The sequence below is a fragment of the Actinomadura sp. CNU-125 genome, assembly GCF_001942465.1.
Classification (GTDB): Bacteria; Actinomycetota; Actinomycetes; order Streptosporangiales; family Streptosporangiaceae; genus Spirillospora.
Genome location: NZ_MKJY01000532.1, coordinates 1 through 23,073, shown reverse-complemented (window position 1 = coordinate 23,073; position 23,073 = coordinate 1). Strand labels below are relative to the sequence as shown.

Sequence of the window (23,073 nt, the reverse complement as noted above, 5' to 3'; positions counted from 1 at the left end):
ATGTCCTGCGGCGTCTTCCTCGAACTGCTCGCCCGCGAGGCGTCCCCCGTCGAGTTCGAGGGGCCGCTGGTGCAGGCGCGGGCGGAGGGCGCGCCACCGGCCGTCCTGGCGGAGCTGGAGGCGGCGAAGGTCGCGGCGCTGCGGGTGCGGGCGGTGATGCGGCGGCACGCGCGGCGGGAGGCGGAGCTGGCGGCGCTGTTCGACACGGCGGGCGATCTGGCCGGGCTGCGGGATCTGGACGCGGTCCTGGAGGCGATCACCCGGCGGGCGCGGCGGCTGCTGAACGCCGACATCGCCTACCTGACGCTGAACGACGACGAGCGCGGCGACACCTACATGCGGGTGACGGACGGGTCGGTGTCGGCGGCGTTCCGGCGGCTGCGGCTGCCGATGGGCACGGGGCTGGTCGGGCTGGTCGCGCAGTCGGCGATGCCGTACAACAGCGACCACTATCTGGGCGACGCGCAGTTCCGGCATCGCGGGTTCATCGACGAGGCCGTCGCCGAGGAGGGCCTGGTCGCGATCCTCGGGGTGCCGATGAAGCTGGGCAGCCGGGTGATCGGGGTGCTGACGGCGGCGAACCGCGGCGAGCGTCCGTTCGACCAAGAGGAGGTCGCGCTGCTGGGGTCGCTGGCCGCGCACGCGGCGATCGCGATCGACAACGCGCGCCTTCTGGAGGAGACCCGTACCGCTCTGGAGGAGCTGAGCGCGGCCAATGTGGAGGTCAAGGCGCGTAGCGCGGCCGTAGAGGTGGCGGCGCGCGCGCACGACCGGATGACGGCTGTTGTGGTTCGTGGTGGTGGCGTAGAGGACGTCGCCGCGATCGTCACCGAGCTTCTGGGCGGAACCCTGCACGTACTGGACGCGGACGGGGCTCGGCTGGCGACGACCGATGCGGCGTCCGCGCCGTTGAGCGACGCGGAGCTGGCCGGTGTGTCGGCGTCCGCGCATTCCGCGCGCGCGCAGGGACGAACCGTCCGGCGGGGCGATCTGTGGATCGCGTCGGTGTCGAGCGGCGACGAGATGCTCGGGACGCTGGTGCTGCGCACGTCCGAGGAGGTGTCGGACGCGACCAGCGGATCCTGGAGCGGGCCGCGCTCGTCACGGCGCTGCTGCTGCTGTTCCAGCGCAGCGTGACCGAGGCGGAGGGGCGGGTGCGCGGCGAGCTGCTCGACGACCTGCTGTCGGAGCGGCGGGCGGACGCGGCGGCGCTGGCCGCCCGCGCGCGGCGCGTCGACGTGGACCTGACCGCGCCGCACGTCGTGCTGTCGGCCCGGTACGAGTCGCGCGAGCTGCGCAGGCGCGCCGAGTTCTGGGCGTCGTCGTTCGCGGCGGTGGAGCGGGGGCTGGCCGCGTCGCGGGGTCGAGGAGGTCCGGTGCTGCTGCTGCCGGGCGACGGCCGGGCGACGCCGCGCGGCGGGTCGCCAAGGAGCTGGGCGCGTCGCTGGGCGGTCCCGCGACGGTCGGCGCGGCCGGCCCGGTGCGGGGACCGGGCGAGGTGCCGGGGGCGCACCGGGAGGCACAGCGCTGCGCGGACGCGCTGGTGGCGCTGGGCCGCCGCGGCGACGGTGCGGGCGCGTCCGAGCTGGGGTTCATCGGGCTGCTGATCGGCGACGACCGGGACGTGCCGGGGTTCCTCGCCGGGTCGCTCGGGCCGGTCGCCGACTACGACGAGCGGCGCGGCACGGCGCTCGTCCGGACGCTGGAGGCGTACTTCGGGGCGGGCGGGAGCCTGGCCCGGACGGCGCAGGAGCTGCACATCCACGTGAACACGGTCAGCCAGCGGCTCGACCGGATCGGGCGGCTGCTCGGCGAGGACTGGCAGTCGCCGGACCGGGCCCTGGAGCTGCAGCTCGCGCTGCGCCTGCACCGGCTGCGCTGATCCGCCGGAACCCCCGCGAACACGCGTACGGGCGCGTCCCGGAGGACGGCGGCCCGTACGCGCGTGCGTCCTCGCGGGCGTCTCGGCCTTCTCCCCGGCGGGTTCCTCCGCCGGACGGCGGCGCGCGGTGCGGGCCGCGAGGAGGTCGCGGGCGGTGCCCCAGACGCCGCGCCGGAACAGCAGCACGACGAGGATGAAGATCCCGCCGGTGATGATCCCGGTCTCCTGGAACCCGGCGGTGGCCAGGTAGTCGTTCAGCTCGACGATCAGCGCGGCGCCGATGACGCCGCCCCACAGGGTGCCGATGCCGCCGAGGACGACCATCATCACGGCCTCGCCCGACGTCGTCCAGTACACGCCCTGCAGGGACGCGAAGCCGTGGCCGATGGCGAACATGCCGCCGGCCAGCCCGGACAGGGCCGCCGATAGGACGAACGCGAGCAGCTTGAAGCGGTCGACGCTGTAGCCGAGCGCGCGCGCCCGTGCGGGGTTGTCGCGGATGGACATCAGTACGCACCCGAACGGGGAACGGACGATGCGCCAGGCCGCGAACAGTCCGGCCAAGATGAACGGGAGACCGGCGTAGTAGAAGTAGAACGGGTCGGACAGGTCGAGCCCGAACAGTTCCCTGGGGATGCCCTGCAGCCCGTTCTCTCCCCCTGTGACGTCCCTCCACTGGTTGGCGACGAAGTACACCATCTGCGCGAAGGCCAGGGTGACCATCGCGAAGTAGATGCCGCGCAGGCGGACGGACAGGAACCCGATCGGGAGCGCGAGCAGCGCCGCGAACGCCGCGCCGCCCAGGATCGCGACGGGGAACGGCAGGCCGGAGTGCAGGGCGATCAGGCCGGTCGCGTACGCCGAGCCGCCCCAGAAGGCGGCGTGCCCGAACGACAGCAGCCCGGTGAAGCCGAGCAGCAGGTCGACGGCGACGGCGAACAGCGCCCAGCAGACGATGTCCATCGCGACCGGCGGGTAGACGAACCAGGGCAGCGCGAGCGCCGCGACGAGCCCGACGGCGAGCAGGACGGGCCGTCCGGCGAGCTTGGACAGGATCACAGCGTGACCTCCTCGCGGCCGAACAGTCCGGCCGGGCGCCACAGCAGCACGGCCGCCATCAGGATGAACACGAGCGTCTGCGACAGCGACGGCACGTAGTAGTTGCCGAGCGCCGACACCAGCCCGACCGCGAATCCGGCGGCGACCGACCCGAACACCGAGCCGAGGCCGCCGATCACCACGACGGCGAACACGGTGACGATCAGGTCGGCGCCCATCAGCGGGTTCACCGCGCGCATCGGCGCGGCGAGCACGCCCGCGAGCCCGGCGAGCGCGATGCCGAACCCGAACACGGGCGTCACCCAGCGGGCCACGTCGATGCCGAGGGCGCGGGTCAGCTCGGGGCGTTCGGTGGACGCCCGGACGATCATGCCCACGCGGGTGCGGGCCAGCACGAACCACACCGCGCCGCACACGACGAGCGACACGGCCAGCACGAACACCTGGTACGCGGGGTAGCTGAACAGGCCGAGGTCGATCGAGCCGTTCAGCGCGGACGGGCGCGGATACGGCTGCGACTGCACGCCGTACTGCCGTTTGACGAGGTCTTGCAGGATCAGGGCCAGCCCGAAGGTGAACAGGAAGTTGTAGAGGGGATCGAGGGGCGCGAGCCGTCGGATGAACAGCCGTTCCACCGCGACGCCGACCACGCCCAGGACGAGCGGGACGAGCGGCAGCGCGATCCAGAAGTTCACGCCGAAGGAGTCGAGGAGGACGTAGGAGCCGAACGCGCCGAGCATGTAGAACGCGCCGTGCGCGAAGTTGACGACGCCGAGCATCCCGAAGATGACCGCGAGCCCGAGGGCGAGCAGGGCGTAGAACGCCCCGCCCACCAGGCCGTTGAAGGCTTGTTCCAGCACCGGGGCCGCCTCAGAGCTTGCAGGCGGGGTCCGGGGCCTGGAACGCCTCGGCCGCCGGGATCGTCTCGACGATCTTCTCGTAGTCCCACGGCTCGGCGACGTCGCTCTCCGCCTTGACCTCGGCGAGGTAGGAGTCGTGGGTGAGCAGGTGGTCCTCGGCGCGGATCGTCCCGGTCGAGGTGAACATGTCGTTCACCTTGTGGCCTTCGAGTTCCTTCACGACCGTGTCGGACTTGTCGGTCCCGGCGCGCTGGACGGCCTCCAGGTACTGCAGGGCCGCGGAGTAGTCGCCCGCGTGGACGGCCGTGGGACGCGCGCCCGTCTCCTTCTGGAAGCGGTCGGCCCACGCGCGGTTGTCGTCGTCCTGGTTCCAGTACCAGAAGTCGGTGAACCGGGTGCCTTCCAGTGCCTTCGAGCCGAGCGAGTGGATGTCGGTGATGAACATCAGCCCGACCGCGAGGCCCACGCCCTTGTCGCGCAGCTTGTACTCGTTGTACTGCTTCACGAGGTTGACGAGGTCGCCGCCCGCCTGCATGGCGCCGATGACGTCCGGCTTGGGGTCGAGGTTCGGCGCCTTCAGCAGGAACGTGGAGAAGTTGTCGTTGGGGAACGGGGTCGGGTCGGACTGCACGACCTTCCCGCCCGCCGCCTTGATCGACGCGCTGAACGTCTTCTCCATGTCCTGCCCGAACGCGTAGTCCGGGTAGACGAGGTACCAGTTCTCGGAACCCGACTTGGTGAGCGCGGTGCCCGTCCCGTGGGCGAGCATGTAGCTGTTGTAGCCGTAGTGGAAGGTGTACTTGTTGCACTGCTCGCCGGTCAGCGCGGTGGTGGCCGCCCCCACGGAGATGAACACGCGCTTCTTGCCCTTCGCCACGTTGGCGACGGCGAGCGCGGCCGAGGACGTCGGCACGTCCACGATCATGTCGGCTTTCTGCCGGTCGTAGAGCTCCCGCGCCTTGGTGTTGGCGATGTCGGGCTTGTTCTGGTGGTCGGCGGAGACGACCTCGATCTCCGGCGCGACCGCCTTGTCGCCGTATTTCTTCTCGAAGTCGGCGACGGCCATCTCGACGGCCTTCACGGCGTTCTCGCCGGACAGGTCGGCGTAGACGCCGGACTGGTCGGTCAGCACCGCCAGCACGATCTTGTCGTCGCTGATCTTTCCCCCGCCCCCGCCGGGGCCGCCCGCGCCGCAGCCGGCCAGCAGGGCTCCGGCGGTCGCGAGCGCGGCCGAGCGTCCCAAGAGTTTCATCGGGCTCTCCCTAGATTCCGAGGTACTGCAGGAGTTCGCTCTCGCGGGCACGGACCTCGTCGTTGTCCATCGACTGGACGATCCGGCCCTCGGCGAGCAGGTGGTGGCGGTCGGCGACGGTGGCGGCGAAGTGCACGTTCTGCTCGATCAGCAGGACGGTGACGCCCGCGGCCTTGACCTCGCGCAGGATGTCGCCGATCTGCGCGACGATCAGCGGCGACAGTCCCTCGGTGGGCTCGTCGCACAGCAGCAGCCGGGCGCCGGTGCGCAGCACCCGGGCAAGCGCGAGCATCTGCTGCTCGCCGCCCGACAGCTTCGTCCCGGGGAACCGGCGGCGGTCCTTGAGCCGGGGGAACGTCTCGTAGACCCGCTCCAGCGGCCAGGGCTCGGGGCCCTTCCCGGCGGTCCTCGGCGGGAGCAGGAGGTTCTCCTCGACCGACAGCGTGGCGAAGATTCCGCGGTCGTCCGGGACGTAACCGAGGCCGCGCCGCGCGCGCTTGTGCGGCCCCAGGGCGGTGACGTCCTCATCGAGGAACCGGACGGTTCCGGACGCGCCCGCGTGCAGGCCCATCAGGCAGCGCAGCAGCGTGGTCTTCCCCGCGCCGTTGCGTCCGACGAGGGTGACGATCTCGCCCTCGTCCACGTGCAGCGACACGTCCCGGAGCGCCTGCGCCTCGCCGTACCAGGCGGACAGGCCGTCAACTCGCAGCATGGGCGTCTCCGAGGTAGGCGGTGATGACCTGCGGGTCATGGCGGATCTCGGCGTACGGGCCCTCCACCAGCACCCGGCCGTGCTGCAGCACGGTGACCCGGTCGGCGAGGCTGGAGACGACGCTCATGTTGTGCTCGACCAGCACGACCGTCCGGCCGTCCCGGACCCGCCGGACGAGCTCGACGGTGCGGTCGACGTCCTCGACGCCCATCCCGGCGGTCGGCTCGTCCAGCAGCAGCACCTTCGGGTCGAGGGCCAGCGCGAGGGCGAGTTCGAGCGCGCGCTTGCGCCCGTAGGCGAGCGCGCCCGCCGGGACCTCGGCGTGCTCCTCTAGCCCGACCTGGGCGAGGAGCTCGGCGGCGCGGCCGGCGAACCGCCCGAGCGAGCGGTCCGACTTCCAGAACCGCCAGCCGAGGCCGGTGCGCCCGGCGAGCGCCAGCTCCACGTGCCGGCGCGGGGTCAGCTCCGCGAACAGGCTGGTGATCTGGAACGACCGCGCCAGGCCGAGCCGCGCGATCCGTTCCGGGCTGCTGCCCGCCAGCTCCCGCCCGGCCAGCTGCACGCTCCCGGACGTCGGCTTGAGGAAGCCGGTGAGCAGGTTGAACAGCGTCGTCTTGCCCGCGCCGTTCGGCCCGACGAGCGCGTGCACCGCGCCCTCCGCGACGTCCAGGTCCACGCCGTCGACGGCGCGGAACCCGCGGAACTCCCTGACCAGGCCGCGCGCCGTCAGTACCGGCCCCGGCCGGACGGTAGCGCCCATGCGCCCTCCTCCCATGGTGACCCGGACCACACCGGGCCGCCGTGCTCGGGAACGCTAGGCCGCCGCCACGAAAGGGACTATGTGACCAATCGACACATTCCGCCCGGGTGATACGGATGTGATCCACATCACTCGCAGGTGGCGGGCACTTTCACATGGGACGGCGCACGCCTATGTGGGACGGGCACGTGGCCGGCCCGGCGCGCGCGTCCGAGGATGTCGGCACTCGCCTCCGTCCAGAGGAGCCGTAATGCCGACCGTCCGAACCCTGCTGACCGCGGGCCTCCTGACCCTGCTGCCCCTCGCCCTGGCGAGCCCGGCGCGCGCGCAGGAGAACCACCGCTGCGAACCCGCGCCGTCCGTACCGGGCGCGCAGAAGCAGGTGGCCGCCTGCCTCGACGATCTCACCACCGCCGGGACCGTCGCGTCCGGTCACACCGTCCCGGCGGACTACGCCGGGCTGCACGCGTCCGGGACGCGCAACCCGAGCGGCGTCCCGGGCACGCAGATCGACGGGTACTTCCGCGACGACTCCGCCTTCAACACCCACCACGCTGGAACCACGACGCCCAGTTCGTCATCCGGCTCCCGGAGCGGTGGAACGGCGGCCTCGTCGTCGCCGGGTCGCCCGGGAACCGGCGGCAGTACGCCAACGACGTCACGATCTCCGACTGGGTGCTGGCGCAGGGATACGCGTACGCGGCGACCGACAAGGGCAACAGCGGCCTCGACTTCCACAAGGACGGACGCCGCCCCGGCGACGCCGTCGCCGAGTGGAACCGCCGCCTGACCGAACTCACCCGCGCCGCGCAGCAGACCGCCGCCCGCCACTACGGCCACCGCCCGTCCCGCACCTACGCGGCGGGGATCTCCAACGGCGGCTACCTCGTGCGCTGGCAACTGGAGAACCGCCCCCGCCTCTACGACGGCGGCATCGACGCCGAAGGCACCCTGTGGCGGGCGGACGGCCCCAACCTGTTCACCTACCTGCCGCAGATCCTGCGCGCCTACCCGGCCTACGCCTCCGGCGACGCGTCGGCGCACGGCGACCTCGTCGACGCCGGTCTCGCGCCGGGCTCGGAGTTCCTCTGGCCGTACCACGACCAGGTCTACTGGGAGCTGACCCAGCGCATCTACCGCGAAGAGTTCGACCCGGGCTACGAGGGCGCGGAGGCCGAATACGACTTCGCGTCCCGCCCCCGCGAGGTGCGCCGCGCGGTCGACCGCGTCTCCCTCACCGGCCGCATCCGCAAACCCCTGATCAGCCTCCAGGGCACCTACGACTCCCTGCTGCCGATCGGGAGCAACGGCGACGCCTACGCCGCGCTCGTCCGCGACCGGGGCAAGGCGCCGTTCCGGTACTACCGCGTCGAGGGCGCGAACCACACCGACGGCCTCGTCGACGCCCACCCCGACCGCCTGCGCCCGCTGCTGCCCTGCATGCGCTCGGCGTTCACCGCGCTGGAGGCGTGGACGGCCGAAGGCACGGCGCCGCCCCCGAGCGCGACGCTGCCGAAGCCGTCCGGCGGCACCGACACGCTGAACACCTGCTCGCTGGGCTCGTGATCACGCGTTCGTCCAGGCCAGGAGGTCGGCGACCGGGAGCGTGTTGACGATCCGGTCCGCCGGGACGGCGCAGCGGGCGGCGCGCTCGCAACCGTGCGGCTGCCAGTCGAGCTGGCCCGGGGCGTGCGCGTCGGAGTCGATCGCGAACCGGCAGCCCGCCTCGACGGCGAGGCGCAGCAGCCGCTTGGGCGGGTCGAGCCGCTCGGGCCGGGAGTTGATCTCGACGGCGACGTCGTGCACGGCGCACGCGTCGAAGACCAGCTCCGCGTCGAACTCCGACTCCGGGCGCAGGCCGCCGCGCCGTCCGCCCGCCTTGACGATCCGTCCCGTGCAGTGGCCGAGGACGTCCACCGCCGGGTTCATGACCGCGTTCACCATGCGCGCGGTCATCGCGACGCGGTCCATCCGCAGCTTCGAGTGGACGCTCGCGACGACGACGTCGAGACGGTCGAGGAGATCGGGCTCCTGGTCGAGTGCGCCGTCGTCGAGAATGTCCACCTCGATGCCGGTGAGGATCCGGAACGGCGCGAACTCGGCGTTCAGCTCGGCGACGGCGTCGAGCTGGCGGTACAGGCGGTCGGCGGACAGCCCGTTCGCGACGGTCAGGCGCGGCGAATGGTCGGTGAGCGCGATGTAGTCGTGGCCCAGCGCGCGGGCGGCCTCCGCCATCTCCCGGACGGGCGAGCCGCCGTCGGACCAGTCGCTGTGGGTGTGCAGGTCGCCCTTCAGCGCGGCACGGAGCGCGGCGGCGGACGCGTCGAGCGGCTCGCCCTCCGTCGCCTCCAGGCGCCGCAGGTAGACGGGCGTCTCGCCGCGCAGGGCCTCCTCGACGACGAGCGCGGTGACCTTGCCGACGCCCGGCAGGTCGGTCAGCGCGCCCGCACGGGCGCGGGCGTCCAGATCGTTCCGGGACATGCCCTCGACCCGGGCGGCAGCCGTGCGGAACGCCCGCACGCGGTAGGTGGGCTCGCCGGCGCGTTCGAGGAGGAACGCGATCCGGCGCAGCGCTTCGACGGGCTCCACGACCCGGGGAGTACCCAGGTATGACGGTGGTGTCCCACCACGGGGTCATCCGGGTGCGGCCGCCGGATCTCTAGCCTGGTCGGCATGGCCGAGGAGAAGAGGTCGGGCGAACCGAGCCTGCTGCGCACGGTACTGCTGGACGGGGTGCTGGCCGCGGCGGTGACCGGACGGGCCGAATCCGCGCCGCTCGACCGTCCCTGGCCCGCCCCCCTGCGCTGGACCCGGCGCCTCGGCGTGGGCCGGATCCCGTACGGGGTGGTGGAGAACCTCTTCTGGTTCGCCGTCACGATCGGGATGATCGCCGCGTCGAAGTCGCTGCTGGAGACCGAGAGCGTGGAGCGGGGGCGGTACCCGGGCGAGGAGACCCTCCTGCTGATCTCGATCGCGTCGTGCGCGCCGCTCGCGCTGCGCGACCGGCATCCGCTGGCCGCGTGGCGGCTGAGCTTCGTGGCGATGGCGCTCATCGGCGTCAGCGACTGGCTGAGCGTCCCGTACGTCCCGGCCGGGGCGTTCGCCGCGATCATGTGCCTCTACACGGTCGCCGTGCGGTGCACGGGGAACATCACGCTGGGCGCCGGGATCATGGCCTTCGCCGGGGTGTGGATCAAGGACCCGGAGACCGCGCCCGGCTCGTCCGTCCTGATCCTGCTGCCGCTGGCCGTCGGCTACGCCATGCGCGTCCGGCGGACGTCGCGGCGGGAGCTGGCCGAACAGGAGCGGCGGCACGCCGACGCCGAGGCCGTCCTCACCGAGCGGCAGCGGATCGCGCGCGAACTGCACGACGTCGTCGCGCACCACATGTCGATGATCGCGATCCAGGCGGAGGCCGCGCCCTACAAGAGCGACGCCGTCCCGGACGTGACCCGGCAGGACCTCGCCGAGATCCGCTCGACCGCGCTCGACGCGCTCACCGAACTGCGGCGCATCCTCGGTGTCCTGCGGTCCGAAAGCGGCTCCGACACCGCGCCGCAGCCCAGCCTGGAACGGGTGGACGAGCTGGTCGCGGGGGCCCGCGGCGCCGGGCTGGACGTGACGGCACGGCTCACCGGCGACCTCGCCGACCTCCCGTCCGGCGTGGGGCTGACCGCGTACCGGATCCTGCAGGAGGCGCTGAGCAACGCGATGCGGCACGCCCCCGGATCACGGGTCGACGTCGAAGCCGCCCGCGCCGACGGCGTACTCTCGATCAGCGTCGTCAACGGCCCGCCGGGCGACGGCCGCGGCCAGCAGCGGTTCGCGACCGGCGGCGGCCACGGGCTGGTCGGGATGCGCGAGCGCGCCGCCATGCTCGGCGGCTGGCTGACCGCCGAGCCCACGTCCGAGGGAGGATTCGCCGTGACCGCCACGCTGCCCGAGAAGAACAGGGACGCGACGTGACGATCCGGGTCGTGATCGTCGACGACCAGGGCATGGTGCGATCCGGGTTCGGCGTCCTGCTGAACGCCCAGCCCGACATCGAGGTCGTCGGCGAGGCCGTCAACGGCGAGGAGGGACTGCGCCGCGTCGCCGAACTGCGCCCGGACGTGGTGCTGATGGACGTCCGCATGCCGGTGATGGACGGGCTGGAAGCCACCCGCAGGCTGCTCGCGGACGGCGCCGGGGACGCCCCCAAGGTCCTCATGCTGACGACGTTCGACCTCGACGACTACGTGTACGAGGCGCTGCGCGCCGGCGCCGGGGGGTTCCTGCTCAAGGACGCCTCCGCGACCGAACTGTCCGACGCGGTGCGGATCCTCGCGGCGGGCGACGCGCTGCTGTCGCCGTCGATCACCCGCCGGCTGATCGCGGAGTTCTCCCGGCTCGGCGGGCCGCGCGCGCCGTCCCGCAAGCGGCTGGACGAGCTGACCGAGCGGGAGACCGAGGTGCTCGGGCTGGTCGCGCGCGGGCTGTCGAACGGCGAGATCGCCGAACGGCTGGTGCTGGCCGAGCAGACCGTGAAGACGCACTTCGGGCGGATCCTGATGAAGCTGGAGCTGCGCGACCGGCCGCAGGCGATCGTCTACGCGTACGAGGTCGGGCTCGTCCGTCCGGGCGACTGAGCCCGCCGCCCGATACCGGAGGCTCGCCCGATCCGCGCCCGCCCGATACCGGGGGCTCGTCCGTCATACCCGGGTGTGAGGCGTAAAGACCGCACCGTCGGTTGATCTCCGTTACGGGCGCCGATTTCTACCTTCCTAGTCAGTGCTTCACCTCGCTGACCAGGAAGGACGCCCCCCATGCGCAGGCTTCGCAGAACCGCGGCCGCCCTCTCGGTGCTCATGGCGGCGGGTTCGAGCGTCGCCGCGACGGCCGCGACCGACCCGTACGCCGCGCCCGCTCCGGCCCCGGCGCTGTCGGCCGCGACGCTGGACGCCCGGTTCGCCGCCGCCGGACGCGACATCGCCCGCGCCCGCGCGACCGCCGCGCGCACCGGCGACGACGACCGGGCCCGCGCGCTGTCGGCCTTCCTGACCCCCGGACGGCGCTTCCTGGCGTTCGACCCGCGCGGCGACGGGCGCGCCGTCGAGGTCATCGGCAACCTCCGCCGCGCCGACCGGATCGCCGTCGTCGTGCCGGGCGCGGACAACACCCTCGCCGTCTACGACTCCGTCAAGTTCGCGGGCGGCGGGGCCCGCGCCCTGCACCGACGCATGGCGGCCGAGGCGCCGTCCGCCCGCATCGCGGTGATCGCCTGGCTCGGCTACCGCTCCCCCTCGACGCTCGGCCTCGACGTGCTGACCGGCGACCGCGCCGAGTCGGGCGCCCGGCGGCTCGGCCGGTTCCTCACCGGCGTCGCGCGGGTGAACGGGACGGCCCGGTTCGCCCTGCTCTGCCACAGCTACGGGTCGGTGGTGTGCGGCAAGGCCGCCCCCGGTCTCGGCGCCCTCCGCGTGGACGACATCGCCCTGTTCGGCAGCCCCGGCACGACCGCCGACGACGTCTCCGGGCTGCGCACGTCCGCGACCGTCTGGGCGGGCCGCTCGACCGGCGACTGGACCCGGTTCGTCCCGCACGTCCGCTTCGCGGGGCTCGGTTTCGGCCCCGACCCGGTCTCCCCCGCCTTCGGCGCCGTCCGGTTCGACGCCGGAACCGGCCCCCACAGCGCCTACCTGAAGCCCGGCTCCGCCGCGCTCCGCAACCTCGCCCTCATCGCGCTCGGCCACGACTCGGAGGTCACCCATGCTTGACGTCCCGCTCCCCCCGTCCCGCCGGCACGATCCGAACGCGGAACGCGACGACACGACCGGGCCCGGGCGGCCGACGACCCGCGACCGACACGATTCGGGCAGCGAAGGCGACGCCGCGCACGACCGGACCGCCGACCGCTACACGCCGACCGACCGCGACCGGCCCGGCCGCGACCGGCCCGTCCGGGACCGTCCGGTGGAGCGGGATCGGGCGGTGGACGCGTTGCGGGCGTTCGCGATCCTCGGGGTCGTCCTCGGCCACTGGTTCGTCACCGCGTTCGTGGCCGCCGGAACGGACGCCACGGACCTGCACGTCACGAGCCCCCTGAAGGCCATGCCGGAGCTCGCGCCGGTCTCCTGGGTGCTGCAGACGCTCGCGCTGTTCTTCCTGGTCGGCGGGTACGCGGCGGCGAAGGGCCTGCGCCCGGACGAACCGTGGGGCCGCCGGTTCGCGGGACGGCTCGGGCGGCTCGCGCGGCCGCTGCCGGTCCTGGCCGTCGTGTGGGTGCCGGTCGTCGCGGCGCTGTCGTGGGCCGGGTTCGGCGGCGACACGCTGCACGCCCTGGTCAAGCTGGTGCTCAGCCCGCTGTGGTTCCTCGCCGTCTTCGTGGTGCTGACCGCGCTGACCCCGGCGGTCGCCGCGCTGTGGGACCGGTTCGGCGCGTGGGGCGCGGCCGGGCTCGTCGCCGCGACCGCGCTCGTCGACGCCGGACGGTTCGCGTTCGGCGCGCCCGCGTGGATCGGCTGGTGCACCGTCCTGACCGGCTGGCTCCTGCCGTTCTACCTCGGCGTCGGGTGGGCGCGCGGGGCGCTGCGGTCACGCCGGACGCCGCCGGGCTGCTGGCCGGCGGGGCCGCCGCGGCGCCGCACTGGTCGCGTTCGCCGGGTACCCGGCGAGCATGGTGGGGGTGCCGGGCGCCGAGATCTCCAACCTCAGCCCGCCCACGCTCGCCGCCGTCGCGTTCGGCCTCGCGCAGACTCTGGCGCTGCTGCTGCACGGGCCGCTGACCCGCTGGACGCGGCGGCCCCGCGTGTGGTCGGTCGTGTCGGCCGCGAACCGTCCCGCCATGACCATCTACCTGTGGCACCAGACCGCGATGATGGCGGTGACGGTCGGGGCGGCCCTCGCGTTCGGGGCCGTCGGGGGCCTGCACGGCCGTCCGGACGGGGCGGCGTGGATCGTCCAGCGGGTCGGGTGGCTGCCGGTCTTCGCGCTCGTCCTCGCCGGGCTCGTGCTCGCCGTGCGCGGGTTCGAAAAGCCCCGGCGCAGGTGAGGGCCTTCCGCGTGGCCGCGGACGGGTCATCGGCGGCGGAGTGGCACCCTGGGAAGGTGACCACCGTGAACGATCCCGACGCCGAGACCGATCCCGCCGCCGATCCCGCCGCCGACCCCGCCGCGATCCGCGAGCAGACGACCCTGCGCCTGGAGAAGGCCATGGGCACGTTCGGGACCGCGGCGCTGGCCGGGATGGAGCACAAGCTCCCCTGGTTCCGGCGGATGCCGCCCGACCAGCGCTCCTGGATCGGGCTCGTCGCCCAGGCGGGCATCGCCGCGTTCGTGGAGTGGTTCAAGAACGACGAGCGGTCCCGCCCGGCCATCGCCGGGGAGGTGTTCGGCACCGCGCCCCGCGAGCTGATGCGCTCCATCAAGCTGCACCACACGATCGACATGATCCGCGTGATCATCGACGTGGTGGAGACGCGGCTGGACGAGCTGGCCGCGCCCGGCGGGGAGGCGCAGCTCCGCGAGGCGATCCTGCGCTACACGCGCGACGTCGCGTTCGGCGCGGCGCAGGTGTACGCGCGGGCCGCCGAGACCCGCGCCGCCTGGGACGCCCGGCTGGAGGCGCTCGTGGTGAACGCGGTGATGCGCGGCGAGGTCGACGACGGCATGCACTCGTGGGCGGCCGCGCTCGGCTGGACGTCCAAGCCCGTCACCGTCATCGCGGGGTTCACCCCGGAGGACGAGGAGCCCGAGGTCACGATCGACCAGATGCAGATCGCCGCGCGGCGCGCGCGCGCCGACGTCCTCGCGGGCGTCCAGGGGCACCGGGTCATCGTCATCGTCGGCGGCGACATCGACCCGCTGGAGGCGGCGCGCCCGATCGCGGCCAAGTGCGGTCCCGGGCCGGTCGTCGTGGGGCCGCAGGTCGACGACCTGTACGACTCGACGATGTCCGCGCAGGCCGCCGTCGCCGGGCTGCGCGCCGCCGCGGGCTGGCCGGACGCGCCGCGCCCCGTGGCGGCCGTCGAGCTGCTGCCCGAGCGGGCGCTGGACGGCGACGACGACGCCCGCCGCTACCTGGTGGACCGCGTCTACAACCCGATGCTCGCCGCCGGGGCCCCGCTGCTCGACACGCTCACCACCTACCTGGAGCAGGGGTCGTCGCTGGAGGCGACGGCGCGGATGCTGTTCGTCCACCCCAACACGGTCCGGTACCGGCTGCGGCGCGTCAGCGAGCTGACCGGGCTGGCGCCGACGGACGGGCGCAACGCCTTCACGCTGCGGATCGCGCTCGTCCTCGGAAGGTTCGCGAATCGGGCACTTCGCACCTGATCCACGCTTGTAGGTGTCTTACAAAGCCTCACGGCGAAACTTCGTGCTCATCCGCATCGGCACCGGGGACCCCTTACCGGCAGGCTTGTCGCTGTGATTCTCGTCGCCTCGCCCGGCCAGGGCGCTCAGACCCCCGGCTTTCTAGAGCCATGGCTAGAGATCCCAGGCGTCGCCGACCGGCTGGCGTGGTGGTCGGCCGTCACCGGGCTCGACCTGGTCCGGTACGGGACGACCGCCGACGCCGAGGAGATCCGCGACACCGCCGTGGCGCAGCCGCTGCTGGTCGCCGCCGCCCTCGCCGCGCACGAGGTCCTGTACGCCGACACCGACGCGGCGCCGGACGCGGTCGCCGGGCACAGCGTGGGGGAACTGGCCGCCGCCGCGATCGCCGGAGTACTGAGCCCCGAGGCCGCGCTGGTGCTCGTCCGGGAGCGGGGCCGCGCGATGGCCGAGGCCGCCGCCGTCACCGAGACCGGCATGACGGCCGTGCTCGGCGGCGACGCCGACGAGGTCCTCGCCGCGATCGACAAGCACGGGCTCACCCCCGCGAACGTCAACGGCGCCGGGCAGATCGTGGCCGCCGGGACCGCCGCGGAGCTCGCCGAGTTCACCGCGGAACCGCCCGCCAAGGCGCGGCTCCGGTCGCTGTCGGTCGCCGGTGCCTTCCACACCGGGCACATGGCGCCCGCCGTCGACACGCTCCGCCGGCTCGCGCCCGGCGCGCCCGTCGCCGACCCGCGCACGACACTGCTGCAGAACCGCGACGGCGCCGCCGTCGACTCCGGCCGCGAGTTCGTCGGACGGCTCGTCGAGCAGGTCAGCGCGCCCGTCCGCTGGGACGCCTGCATGGCGACGATGCGGGAACTCGGCGTCACCGGGATCATCGAGCTGCCGCCCGCCGGTACGCTCACCGGGCTCGCCAAGCGCGAACTCAAGGGCGTCGAGCTGGTCGCCCTGAAGACCCCCGCGGACCTCGACAAGGCCCGCGAGCTGATCAAGGCGCACACGACGGGAGGCGCATCGTGAGCGCGGGACTCCGCATCCCCGAGGTCGCCGCCGGCGCGAGGATCCTCGCGTTCGGCGACTACCGGCCCGCCAAGGTCGTCACCAACGACGACCTGGCGAAGAGCATCGACACCGACGACGCCTGGATCCGCAGCCGCGTCGGCATCGCCGAGCGGCGCATCGCCGCCGACGACGAGGGCATCGTCGAACTCGGCGTGCACGCGGGCGGCAAGGCCCTCGCCAACAGCGGCCTCGCCCCGTCCGACATCGACCTGGTGATCCTCGCGACCTGCTCGGCGGAGTCGCCGATGCCGAGCCACGCGGCGGCCGTCGCGCACCGCCTCGGCATCGACGCGCCCGGCGCGTTCGACCTGAACGCCGCGTGCGCCGGGTTCTGCTACGCGCTCGGCACCGCCAGCGCCGCCGTCCGGGCCGGGAGCGCGCGCAACGTGCTCGTCATCGGCTCCGAGAAGATGTCGCAGTGGCTCGACTGGACCGACCGGACGACCTGCATCATCTTCGCCGACGGCGCGGGCGCGGCGGTCGTCACCGGCAGCGACGAGCCCGGCATCGGCCCGGTCGTGTGGGGCAGCGACGGCGAAGGCTTCGACAAGATCATCATTCCGGACCGGCACTCGTTCATCCGGCAGGAGGGCCAGGCCGTCTTCCGCTGGGCGACGACCGCGATCGCGCCCGTCGCGCTGGAGGCGTGCGAGCGCGCCGGAGTCGCCCCGCAGGACCTCGCGGCGATCGTCCCGCACCAGGCCAACCTGCGGATCATCGAGGCGATCGCCCGCAAGGTGAAGGCCGTCAACGCGGTCGTGGCCGACGACATCGTCCACTCCGGCAACACCTCGGGAGCGTCCATCCCGCTGGCCATGTCCCGGATGATCGAACGCGGCGACGTGCCGTCCGGCGCCCCGGCCCTCCTGGTCGGGTTCGGCGCCGGGCTGTCCTACGCTGCCCAGGTCATCCAGATCCCGTAGGTCGCCGCTCGTCCGCGCCGCGACCCCGGACCAACCCACTGAAGGAAAGAGAGAAGAACCATGGCAGTCGCCGAAGCCGAGATCCTCGAGGGCCTGGCCAAGATCATCGACGACATCGTCGGGATCGACAAGGACGAGGTCACCCCGGAGAAGAACTTCATCGACGACCTCGACATCGACTCGCTGTCGATGGTGGAGATCGCCGTGGCCGCGCAGGACGAGTTCGGCGTCGAGATCCCCGACGACGAGCTGCGCAACCTCAAGACCGTCCAGGACGTCATCAACTTCGTCCAGAAGCTCAAGAAGGACTGACGACGCGGGGACGGCGCGCCGCCGCCCCGGACGGCGCGCCCGATCCGAACCCCCCTCCACGCCGGCAAGGAGAACCATCATGAGCAAGAGCCAGACCAGGGTCGTGGTGACAGGTCTCGGTGCAACGACCCCTCTCGGCGGCGACATGCCGTCGACCTGGTCCGCCCTGCTCGCCGGAGAATCCGGGGTCCGCAAGCTGGACTGGGACAACATCGACGACGTGCCGGTGAAGTTCGCGGCGACGTTGAAGGTCGACCCGTCCGAGATCATTCCCCGGCAGACGATGCGCCGCCTCGACCGCAACCAGGCGATCGCGCTGATCGCCGCGCGCGAGGCGTGGGTGGACGCCGGGTTCGCACCGCCGACCGGCGGCAAGCCGCAGAAGGGCATGGAGCGGGTCGGCGTCGACGGCGGTTTCACCGTGGACGGCGAGCGGCTCGGCGTCGTGCTGTCCAGCGGCATCGGCGGCCTGCACACCGCCCTCAACAGCTACGACGTGTTCCGGGAGAAGGGCTGGTCGCGGGTCTCGCCCTTCACCGTCCCGATGCTGATGCCGAACGGCGCCTCCGGGCACGTCGGCATCGAGTTCGGCGCGATGGCCGGCTCGCACGCGCTGGTCAGCGCCTGCGCGTCCAGCGGCGAGGCCGTCGGCTACGCCATCGACATGATCCGCGCGGGCCGCGCCGACGTGGTGATCTGCGGCGGCACCGAGTCCTGCATCCACCCGCTGCAGATGGCCTCGTTCGGCGCCATGCGGGCGATGTCGACGCGCAACGACGAGCCCGCGCGCGCGTCCCGTCCGTACGACAAGAACCGCGACGGGTTCGTGCTCGGCGAGGGCTCCGCCGTGATGATCTTCGAGTCGGAGGAGCACGCCCGCGCCCGCGGCGCCGACGTCATCGGCTACGCGTCCGGCTGCGGCTACTCCGGCGACGCCTACGACATCGTGCTGCCCGACCCGAGCGGCGCCGGGCAGGCCAAGGCCATGCAGCGGGCGCTCGCCGACGCGGGCCTGCGGCCCGAGGAGATCGTGCACATCAACGCGCACGCCACCTCCACCCCGGCCGGGGACGTCGCCGAACTCGCCTCGATCAAGGCGGGCCTCGGCGAGGACGCCGCCCGCGGCGCCGTCATCACCGCGACCAAGTCGATGACCGGGCACCTGCTCGGCGGCGCCGGTGCGCTGGAGTCGGCCTTCACCCTCCTCGCGCTGAAGGAGGGGCTCGTCCCCGCCGTCGCGAACCTGGAGGACATGGACGACGAGGTCGACCTGGACATCGCGCGCGACGAGCCGCGCAAGCTCCCGGACGGCCCGGCCGCCGCGCTCAACAACTCGTTCGGCTTCGGCGGCCACAACGTGTCGGTCGCGTTCGAACGCGCCGTCTGAGCGGCGGGTCGCCCCCCGCAATGACCCGTCTGAGCTGAGCGTTCTCGGCTTCACGGCCCGGGCCCCGATGGGGTCCGGGCCGTTCGCGTGCCGGGGCGGCGTGCCGGTGCGGCGGGGGCATGCTCGTTGCGGGACGGGCACGCTCCAGCCGGCACCGGACGCCTGCGCCCGGCCGCCGGTCGACGGTCAGACTCGTCATTGTGGGGGGCGACCCCCCACACCCCCCGGCAAAGGCGGCCGTCTGACCGTGACCTCCGCTCCGCAGGGCTACGCTCCGGTCGACGGTCAGACCGGCGGCGTGCAGCAGCGCACCGGCGCGCCGTCGCCGGCGCGGCGGAACGGTTCGAGCTCGTTGTCCCACGGGGTGCCGAGGAGACGGTCGAGCTCGTTCTCGAGGTTGGCCTTGCCGACGGCGGCGTTGGCCATGACCGTGCGGAGCCGGTCCTCGGGGACCATGACGTCGCCGCTGGCGCCGATCACGCCGGTGAAGACCCCGAGCGTCGGGGTGAAGCTGTAGCGGACCCCGTCGGTGCCCGGAGTGGAATCCTCGGTGACCTCGAAGCGCACCAGTTTCCAGCTCCGCAACGCCGACGTGATGCCCGCGGCCGTCCCAGGCTTGCCCTCCCAATGCAGTTCGGCGCGCAGCGTCCCCGGCGCGGCCGCCTGATCGGCCCATTCAAGGGAAACGGGCACGCCGAGGACACCTGCGGCGGCCCACTCGATGTGCGGGCTCAGCGCAGGTGGCGCGGAGTGGACGTAGAAAACGCCACGTGCGGTCACCGGACCTCCTGGATCTGTACCGAGGCTCGTCTTCCCCTACGGCCTCATACGTCCCGGGTCGGCGTCCGCGTCCCTCATTGTGCATCATCGGCACGGGTCGCACCACCGCGAGTTCGCTGTTTGTCGAACACTTGACCACGCCATGCACACCGTTGATCGTCCCCGATGGGCGCCGTGCACGGTTTCGCGCTACGCATCGTCACGGTTGCGGCACCATGTGTGCACGGACGATCGACGGGAGGCGAGGACGGATGTTCGATCAGCAGGCGGTTCTGGAGCGGGTGCTGGCGCGGCACCGGGACGCGATCGTGGTGGAGCCGGTGCCGGGACGTCCCGCGCTGATCCGCCGCGACCAGCTCCTGGTCGCCGGGCCCGACGCCGCCGCCGCGGAGGACCTGGTGCGGCGCTGGTGCGACGCGCGGGAGGACGGGGCCGGGGTGGCGCGGCTGCGGCTGCGGGCCCTCGCGAAACCCGACGTGTGCGAGCTGGCGGCGGAACTGGGCGGGGACGGCCCGCACCGGCGGCTCGCGGCGGCGCCGAACCACCTGGTGCACGGGCAGCCGATGTGGTGGAGCGGGCCCGCGGACCGGCCGCGTTCGGGCGAGCCCGGTGCCGGCGCCGCGCCCGGCGGCGGACGCGTGCCGGGACGTGACCGTCGCGATCCTCGACACGGGCCTGGCGCCGCACCCCTGGTACGAGGACGCGGACTGGTTCCGGGAGCAGCGCGAGGAGGACGCGGAGGTGCTCGACGCCGACCTCGACCGGGAGCTGGACGCGCAGGCGGGGCACGGGACGTTCGTGGCGGGCGTCGTGCTGCGGCACGCGCCGACGGCGCGGCTGCGGGCGCGCCGGGTGCTCGGCGGCGACGGCGTCGGAGACGAACTGGGCGTCATCCGGGCGCTGGCGCGGCTCGCCGACCGCGACCACGCCGACGTGGTGAATCTCTCGCTCGGCTGCCACACCTACGACGACCGTCCGTCGCCGGTGCTGTCGCGGGCGATCGCCGGGCTGGGCCGCCGGACGGTCGTGGTGGCGTGCGCGGGGAACGCGGCGGACGACCGTCCGTTCTGGCCCGCCGCGCTCAAGCCGGTGATCGGGGTCGCCGCGCTCGACGGGGACGGGCACGACCGCGCCTGGTTCTCCAACTACGGCTGGTGGGTGGACGCCGCCGCGCCGGGGGTGGACGTGGAGAGCAGCTTCGTCCGGTTCGACGGGCCGCGGCCGCCGGTGGACGGCGCGGACCCCGACCGGTTCGACGGGTTCGCGACGTGGAGCGGGACGTCGTTCGCGACGCCGATGGTGGCGGGGCTGATCGCGGGGCTCGCGGCGTCCGAGGGGCTCGCCCCGGCGACCGCCGCGGAAAGGATTCTCGACCAGCCGAACCGGCCTACCCACCCGGACCTCGGCGTAATCATCAGGTCTTGACTACGGCACGATGGCGAAAAGGTAACTCTGGGTACATGCACTTGTTCGAATCGTAAAGTTGTCGGTCCGCGGGGGGCTCGGAGGGAGTTCTCATTGGCCCGATACAACGAATCCGCGGGCGTCGGTACGGACGACGCCTGCGCACTGGTGGCCCGGGCCCGCGACGGCGACGGCGCCGCGTGGGCCCGGCTGGTGACGGAGCACAGCCCGCTGCTGTGGGCGGTGGCCCGCTCGCACGGTCTGCACGACGACGACTCCCGCGACGTCGTGCAGACCACGTGGCTGCGGCTCGTCGAGCGGATCGACACGGTGCGGGAGGCCGGGGCGGTCCGGGTCTGGCTGGTGACGACCGCGCGCCGCGAAAGCCTGCGGACGGTCCGGGGGCAGGGCGCGCGCTTGCCGATGGCGCGGCCCGCCGAACCGTCCGCGGGCGGGTTCGTGGGGCCGTCCGCGCAACCGGCCCCGGACAGGGTCGTGCTGGAACGCGACCGGGTGGGGCGCGTCGGCGCGGCGCTGCGGAGACTGCCGCAGCGCTGCCGCACGCTCCTGCGCCTGTACGCGCTGTCCCCCGGCCACGCGGAACTGGCGGCGGCGCTCGGCATCCCGCTCGGCAGCGTCGGCCCCACCCGGGCGCGCTGCCTGGACGCGCTGCGGAGGCTGCTGCGGTGAACGACGACGAACTGCTGGCGGGCGTCCGGGACGCCTTCACCGTCCTCGATCCGGTCCCGGGGGACGTCCTGGCGGCCGGGCGCGCGGCGCTCGGGTGGCGGCTGCCCGCGGCGACGCTGGCGGAGCTGTCGCTGGAGCAGGGCGGGGGCGCCGCGCGCGGGACGCGCGGGGAGGAGGCGCGCACGCTGACGTTCACCTGCCCGGACGCGACGGTCGAGGTTCGGGTCACCGGAACCGGGCGGTTCCGGGAAATGTCCGGACGGGTCGTCCCGGCGCCCGCGTCGGTCGTGGTGCGGCACCGCGACCTGCCCGCCGACCCGCCGGGCGTCCGGGTGGAACCGGGCGGGCTGTTCTGCCTGCCGGAGGTCCCGGCGGGCCTGGTCAGCCTGGTGTTCCGCCTGGACGACGGCGCGACCGTCGTGACGAGCTGGGTCCGAGTGTGACCGGACGGAACCGGCCGAGGCCGGATGTATACGGACGGGGCGCCCCGGACCCGGATGTGGCCGGACGGGACGATCTGCTGTCGCTCGTCGCGACCGACCCGGCGGCCGCGCACGCCCGGGCGCTGGCGCTGCTCGGCGACGAGACGGGCGAGGCGGCGGTCCCCGCGCTCCGCGCGGCGGGGCTCGCCGCCAAGGAACTGGGTCGGCTGGCAGAGGGGCTGGAGCTCCTGCGCCGGGCGCTGGAGATCGCGGAGGCGTCGCCGGACGGCGCGTACGCGGCGGCGCGGGTGCGGATGAGCCTCGTCGGCCTGCTGTCCGCGGACGGTGACGTCGCCGGGGCGCTCGCGCACGCCGCACAGGCGGAGGGCGTCCTGCGCGGGACGGACGCGGCGCGGCTCGCGGCGAACACGGCCTGCGCCCTCGCGCGGGCGGGACGCTTGACCGAGGCGCAGGACGCGGCGGCGCGCGCGCTGCCCGTCCTCGTCGTGGCCACGATCCGGCGGTTCTGAACGGGCTGCTGAACAATCTGGGTCTCGCACGGGCGTTCCAGAGCGAATTCGCCGCGGCGGAGGCGGCCCTCAGCGAAGCCGTCGACGTGGCCAAGGCGGCAGGGCTGGAGCATCAGACGGCGATGTCCACGGGCAATCTGGCGTTCGTGGTGTCCCGGCGTGGGGACGTCCCGCGCGCGCTTCGGCTCTATGCAGAGGCCGAGCCGTCTCTGTCCGGGGAACGCCTGGCGCAGTGCCGGTTCGACCAGGCGGAGACGCTGATCTCGGCGGGCCTGCCGGGCGAGGCGCGTCCCGTCCTGGAGAAGGCCCTCGCGTCCGCCGCCGAACACGGCTACCGCTGCGACACCGCCGACGGCCTCCTGCTGCTCGCCCACGCCGAACTGGACGACGACGATCCCGAACAGGCCGTCCGCACGGCGGAGCGCGCGCTCGCCGCGTTCGCCGAGCAGGAGCGCACCGGCTGGACGCTGCTCGCCGAGCACGTGCTGCTGCGGGCGCGCTGGGCGGCCGGGGAGCGCTCGCCGGTCCTGGTGCGCAGCGCCGCCGCGACCGCCGACCGGCTCGGCCGCGGCGGCTGGGCGGACGCCGCCGCGGGTGCGCGCGTCATCGCGGCCGCACCGCCCTCGCCCTCGGACGTCCCGCCGGGCACCTCCTCGCGCGGGTCGGGCCGCCGCGCGGGTCGGCGACGTGGCCGCCCGGCTCGGCTACCGCGCGAACAC

General features: G+C 73.6%; 22 protein-coding genes and 2 pseudogenes. 17 read left to right on the top strand and 7 right to left on the bottom strand.

All coding sequences use genetic code 11. The annotated features are described in order from the left end of the window. A complete protein-coding gene (locus tag BJF79_RS63885) occupies positions 1–1,137 on the top strand; it encodes a GAF domain-containing protein (RefSeq protein ID WP_262403262.1) in 1,137 nt (378 codons plus the stop codon). Between the two features lie 343 nt (positions 1,138–1,480). Further along, a complete protein-coding gene (locus BJF79_RS63875) occupies positions 1,481–1,882 on the top strand; it encodes a PucR family transcriptional regulator (protein ID WP_410050203.1) in 402 nt (133 codons plus the stop codon). Positions 1,883–2,077: 195 nt separating this feature from the next. On the opposite strand, the pseudogene BJF79_RS39800 reads toward BJF79_RS63875, so the two are convergent. From BJF79_RS39800 to BJF79_RS39780, 5 genes and pseudogenes are all read right to left on the bottom strand, one after another. Continuing rightward, positions 2,078–2,845: pseudogene (locus BJF79_RS39800) on the bottom strand (branched-chain amino acid ABC transporter permease); the annotation flags it as partial. Between the two features lie 92 nt (positions 2,846–2,937). Then, positions 2,938–3,801 (bottom strand): branched-chain amino acid ABC transporter permease, encoded by an 864-nt coding sequence (locus BJF79_RS39795; RefSeq protein WP_075905177.1) that lies wholly within the window; start codon positions 3,799–3,801, stop codon positions 2,938–2,940. Between the two features lie 10 nt (positions 3,802–3,811). After that, entirely contained in the window at positions 3,812–5,053 is a 1,242-nt protein-coding gene (locus BJF79_RS39790; protein WP_075905175.1) for an ABC transporter substrate-binding protein, read from the bottom strand. A gap of 10 nt (positions 5,054–5,063) precedes the next feature. Continuing rightward, entirely contained in the window at positions 5,064–5,765 is a 702-nt protein-coding gene (locus BJF79_RS39785) for an ABC transporter ATP-binding protein (protein WP_075905173.1), read from the bottom strand. Then, positions 5,752–6,525: an ABC transporter ATP-binding protein gene (locus tag BJF79_RS39780; RefSeq protein WP_075905171.1), complete on the bottom strand. Its 774-nt coding sequence runs from the start codon at positions 6,523–6,525 to the stop codon at positions 5,752–5,754. The genes BJF79_RS39785 and BJF79_RS39780 overlap by 14 nt, the downstream gene beginning before the upstream one ends. A 216-nt stretch (positions 6,526–6,741) precedes the next feature. Here BJF79_RS39780 and BJF79_RS39775 point away from each other — a divergent pair, with 216 nt between their 5' ends. Further along, the gene (locus BJF79_RS39775; protein WP_262403261.1) at positions 6,742–8,091 is read left to right on the top strand and encodes a tannase/feruloyl esterase family alpha/beta hydrolase; all 1,350 of its coding nucleotides are present in this window, start codon (positions 6,742–6,744) and stop codon (positions 8,089–8,091) included. On the opposite strand, the gene BJF79_RS39770 is transcribed toward BJF79_RS39775, so the two are convergent. Then, a complete protein-coding gene (locus BJF79_RS39770; protein ID WP_075905169.1) occupies positions 8,092–9,114 on the bottom strand; it encodes a PHP domain-containing protein in 1,023 nt (340 codons plus the stop codon). An 84-nt stretch (positions 9,115–9,198) separates the two neighbouring features. Between BJF79_RS39770 and BJF79_RS39765 the strand changes: the two genes are divergently transcribed. From BJF79_RS39765 to BJF79_RS39725, 9 genes and pseudogenes are all read left to right on the top strand, one after another. Then, positions 9,199–10,491 (top strand): sensor histidine kinase, encoded by a 1,293-nt coding sequence (locus BJF79_RS39765; protein ID WP_075905167.1) that lies wholly within the window; start codon positions 9,199–9,201, stop codon positions 10,489–10,491. Beyond that, positions 10,488–11,153, top strand: a complete 666-nt coding sequence (locus BJF79_RS39760) for a response regulator (protein WP_075905165.1) — start codon at positions 10,488–10,490, stop codon at positions 11,151–11,153. Before BJF79_RS39765 ends, BJF79_RS39760 begins: the two co-directional genes overlap by 4 nt. Positions 11,154–11,330: 177 nt before the next feature. Continuing rightward, the gene (locus tag BJF79_RS39755) at positions 11,331–12,281 is read left to right on the top strand and encodes an alpha/beta hydrolase (protein WP_075905163.1); all 951 of its coding nucleotides are present in this window, start codon (positions 11,331–11,333) and stop codon (positions 12,279–12,281) included. After that, positions 12,274–13,047, top strand: a pseudogene (locus BJF79_RS63870) (acyltransferase family protein); the annotation flags it as partial. The gene BJF79_RS39755 and the pseudogene BJF79_RS63870, both read left to right, overlap by 8 nt. A gap of 669 nt (positions 13,048–13,716) precedes the next feature. Beyond that, on the top strand, positions 13,717–14,838 hold the full coding sequence (locus tag BJF79_RS63865) for a PucR family transcriptional regulator (RefSeq protein WP_262403268.1): 1,122 nt from the start codon (positions 13,717–13,719) through the stop codon (positions 14,836–14,838). A gap of 93 nt (positions 14,839–14,931) precedes the next feature. After that, on the top strand, positions 14,932–15,864 hold the full coding sequence (locus tag BJF79_RS39740; protein ID WP_075905161.1) for an ACP S-malonyltransferase: 933 nt from the start codon (positions 14,932–14,934) through the stop codon (positions 15,862–15,864). Beyond that, positions 15,858–16,829, top strand: a complete 972-nt coding sequence (locus BJF79_RS39735; RefSeq protein WP_143220812.1) for a beta-ketoacyl-ACP synthase III — start codon at positions 15,858–15,860, stop codon at positions 16,827–16,829. Before BJF79_RS39740 ends, BJF79_RS39735 begins: the two co-directional genes overlap by 7 nt. A 60-nt stretch (positions 16,830–16,889) precedes the next feature. Continuing rightward, on the top strand, positions 16,890–17,141 hold the full coding sequence (locus BJF79_RS39730; RefSeq protein ID WP_075905159.1) for an acyl carrier protein: 252 nt from the start codon (positions 16,890–16,892) through the stop codon (positions 17,139–17,141). Positions 17,142–17,220: 79 nt separating this feature from the next. Continuing rightward, on the top strand, positions 17,221–18,528 hold the full coding sequence (locus BJF79_RS39725; protein WP_075905157.1) for a beta-ketoacyl-[acyl-carrier-protein] synthase family protein: 1,308 nt from the start codon (positions 17,221–17,223) through the stop codon (positions 18,526–18,528). A gap of 285 nt (positions 18,529–18,813) precedes the next feature. On the opposite strand, the gene BJF79_RS39720 is transcribed toward BJF79_RS39725, so the two are convergent. Then, positions 18,814–19,308 (bottom strand): DUF3145 domain-containing protein, encoded by a 495-nt coding sequence (locus BJF79_RS39720; protein ID WP_075905155.1) that lies wholly within the window; start codon positions 19,306–19,308, stop codon positions 18,814–18,816. A gap of 609 nt (positions 19,309–19,917) precedes the next feature. Here BJF79_RS39720 and BJF79_RS39715 point away from each other — a divergent pair. The 5 genes from BJF79_RS39715 to BJF79_RS39695 form a co-directional block, all read left to right on the top strand. Further along, positions 19,918–20,733, top strand: a complete 816-nt coding sequence (locus tag BJF79_RS39715) for a S8 family serine peptidase (RefSeq protein ID WP_075905153.1) — start codon at positions 19,918–19,920, stop codon at positions 20,731–20,733. A 93-nt stretch (positions 20,734–20,826) separates the two neighbouring features. After that, positions 20,827–21,402, top strand: a complete 576-nt coding sequence (locus BJF79_RS39710) for an RNA polymerase sigma factor (RefSeq protein WP_075905151.1) — start codon at positions 20,827–20,829, stop codon at positions 21,400–21,402. Further along, positions 21,399–21,845 (top strand): hypothetical protein, encoded by a 447-nt coding sequence (locus tag BJF79_RS54585; protein WP_075905149.1) that lies wholly within the window; start codon positions 21,399–21,401, stop codon positions 21,843–21,845. The genes BJF79_RS39710 and BJF79_RS54585 overlap by 4 nt, the downstream gene beginning before the upstream one ends. A 56-nt stretch (positions 21,846–21,901) precedes the next feature. Next, positions 21,902–22,354 carry a hypothetical protein gene (locus tag BJF79_RS54580; RefSeq protein WP_075905147.1) on the top strand — a complete coding sequence of 151 codons (453 nt, stop codon included), beginning with the start codon at positions 21,902–21,904 and terminating at the stop codon, positions 22,352–22,354. After that, a partial coding sequence (locus tag BJF79_RS39695) for a tetratricopeptide repeat protein (RefSeq protein WP_158079437.1) occupies positions 22,258–23,073 on the top strand: 816 nt, incomplete at its 3' end. The genes BJF79_RS54580 and BJF79_RS39695, both read left to right, overlap by 97 nt.

What these genes read in the sequence shown, in the direction of transcription:
- BJF79_RS39730 (WP_075905159.1), top strand. Translation starts at nt 16,890, where the DNA reads ATGGCAGTCGCCGAAGCCGAGATCCTCGAGGGCCTGGCCAAGATCATC.
- BJF79_RS39765 (WP_075905167.1), top strand. Translation starts at nt 9,199, where the DNA reads ATGGCCGAGGAGAAGAGGTCGGGCGAACCGAGCCTGCTGCGCACGGTA.
- BJF79_RS63885 (WP_262403262.1), top strand. Translation starts at nt 1, where the DNA reads ATGTCCTGCGGCGTCTTCCTCGAACTGCTCGCCCGCGAGGCGTCCCCC.
- BJF79_RS39755 (WP_075905163.1), top strand. Translation starts at nt 11,331, where the DNA reads ATGCGCAGGCTTCGCAGAACCGCGGCCGCCCTCTCGGTGCTCATGGCG.
- BJF79_RS39775 (WP_262403261.1), top strand. Translation starts at nt 6,742, where the DNA reads ATGTCGGCACTCGCCTCCGTCCAGAGGAGCCGTAATGCCGACCGTCCG.
- BJF79_RS39780 (WP_075905171.1), bottom strand. Translation starts at nt 6,525, where the DNA reads ATGGGCGCTACCGTCCGGCCGGGGCCGGTACTGACGGCGCGCGGCCTG.
- BJF79_RS63865 (WP_262403268.1), top strand. Translation starts at nt 13,717, where the DNA reads ATGGGCACGTTCGGGACCGCGGCGCTGGCCGGGATGGAGCACAAGCTC.
- BJF79_RS39785 (WP_075905173.1), bottom strand. Translation starts at nt 5,765, where the DNA reads ATGCTGCGAGTTGACGGCCTGTCCGCCTGGTACGGCGAGGCGCAGGCG.
- BJF79_RS39725 (WP_075905157.1), top strand. Translation starts at nt 17,221, where the DNA reads ATGAGCAAGAGCCAGACCAGGGTCGTGGTGACAGGTCTCGGTGCAACG.
- BJF79_RS39790 (WP_075905175.1), bottom strand. Translation starts at nt 5,053, where the DNA reads ATGAAACTCTTGGGACGCTCGGCCGCGCTCGCGACCGCCGGAGCCCTG.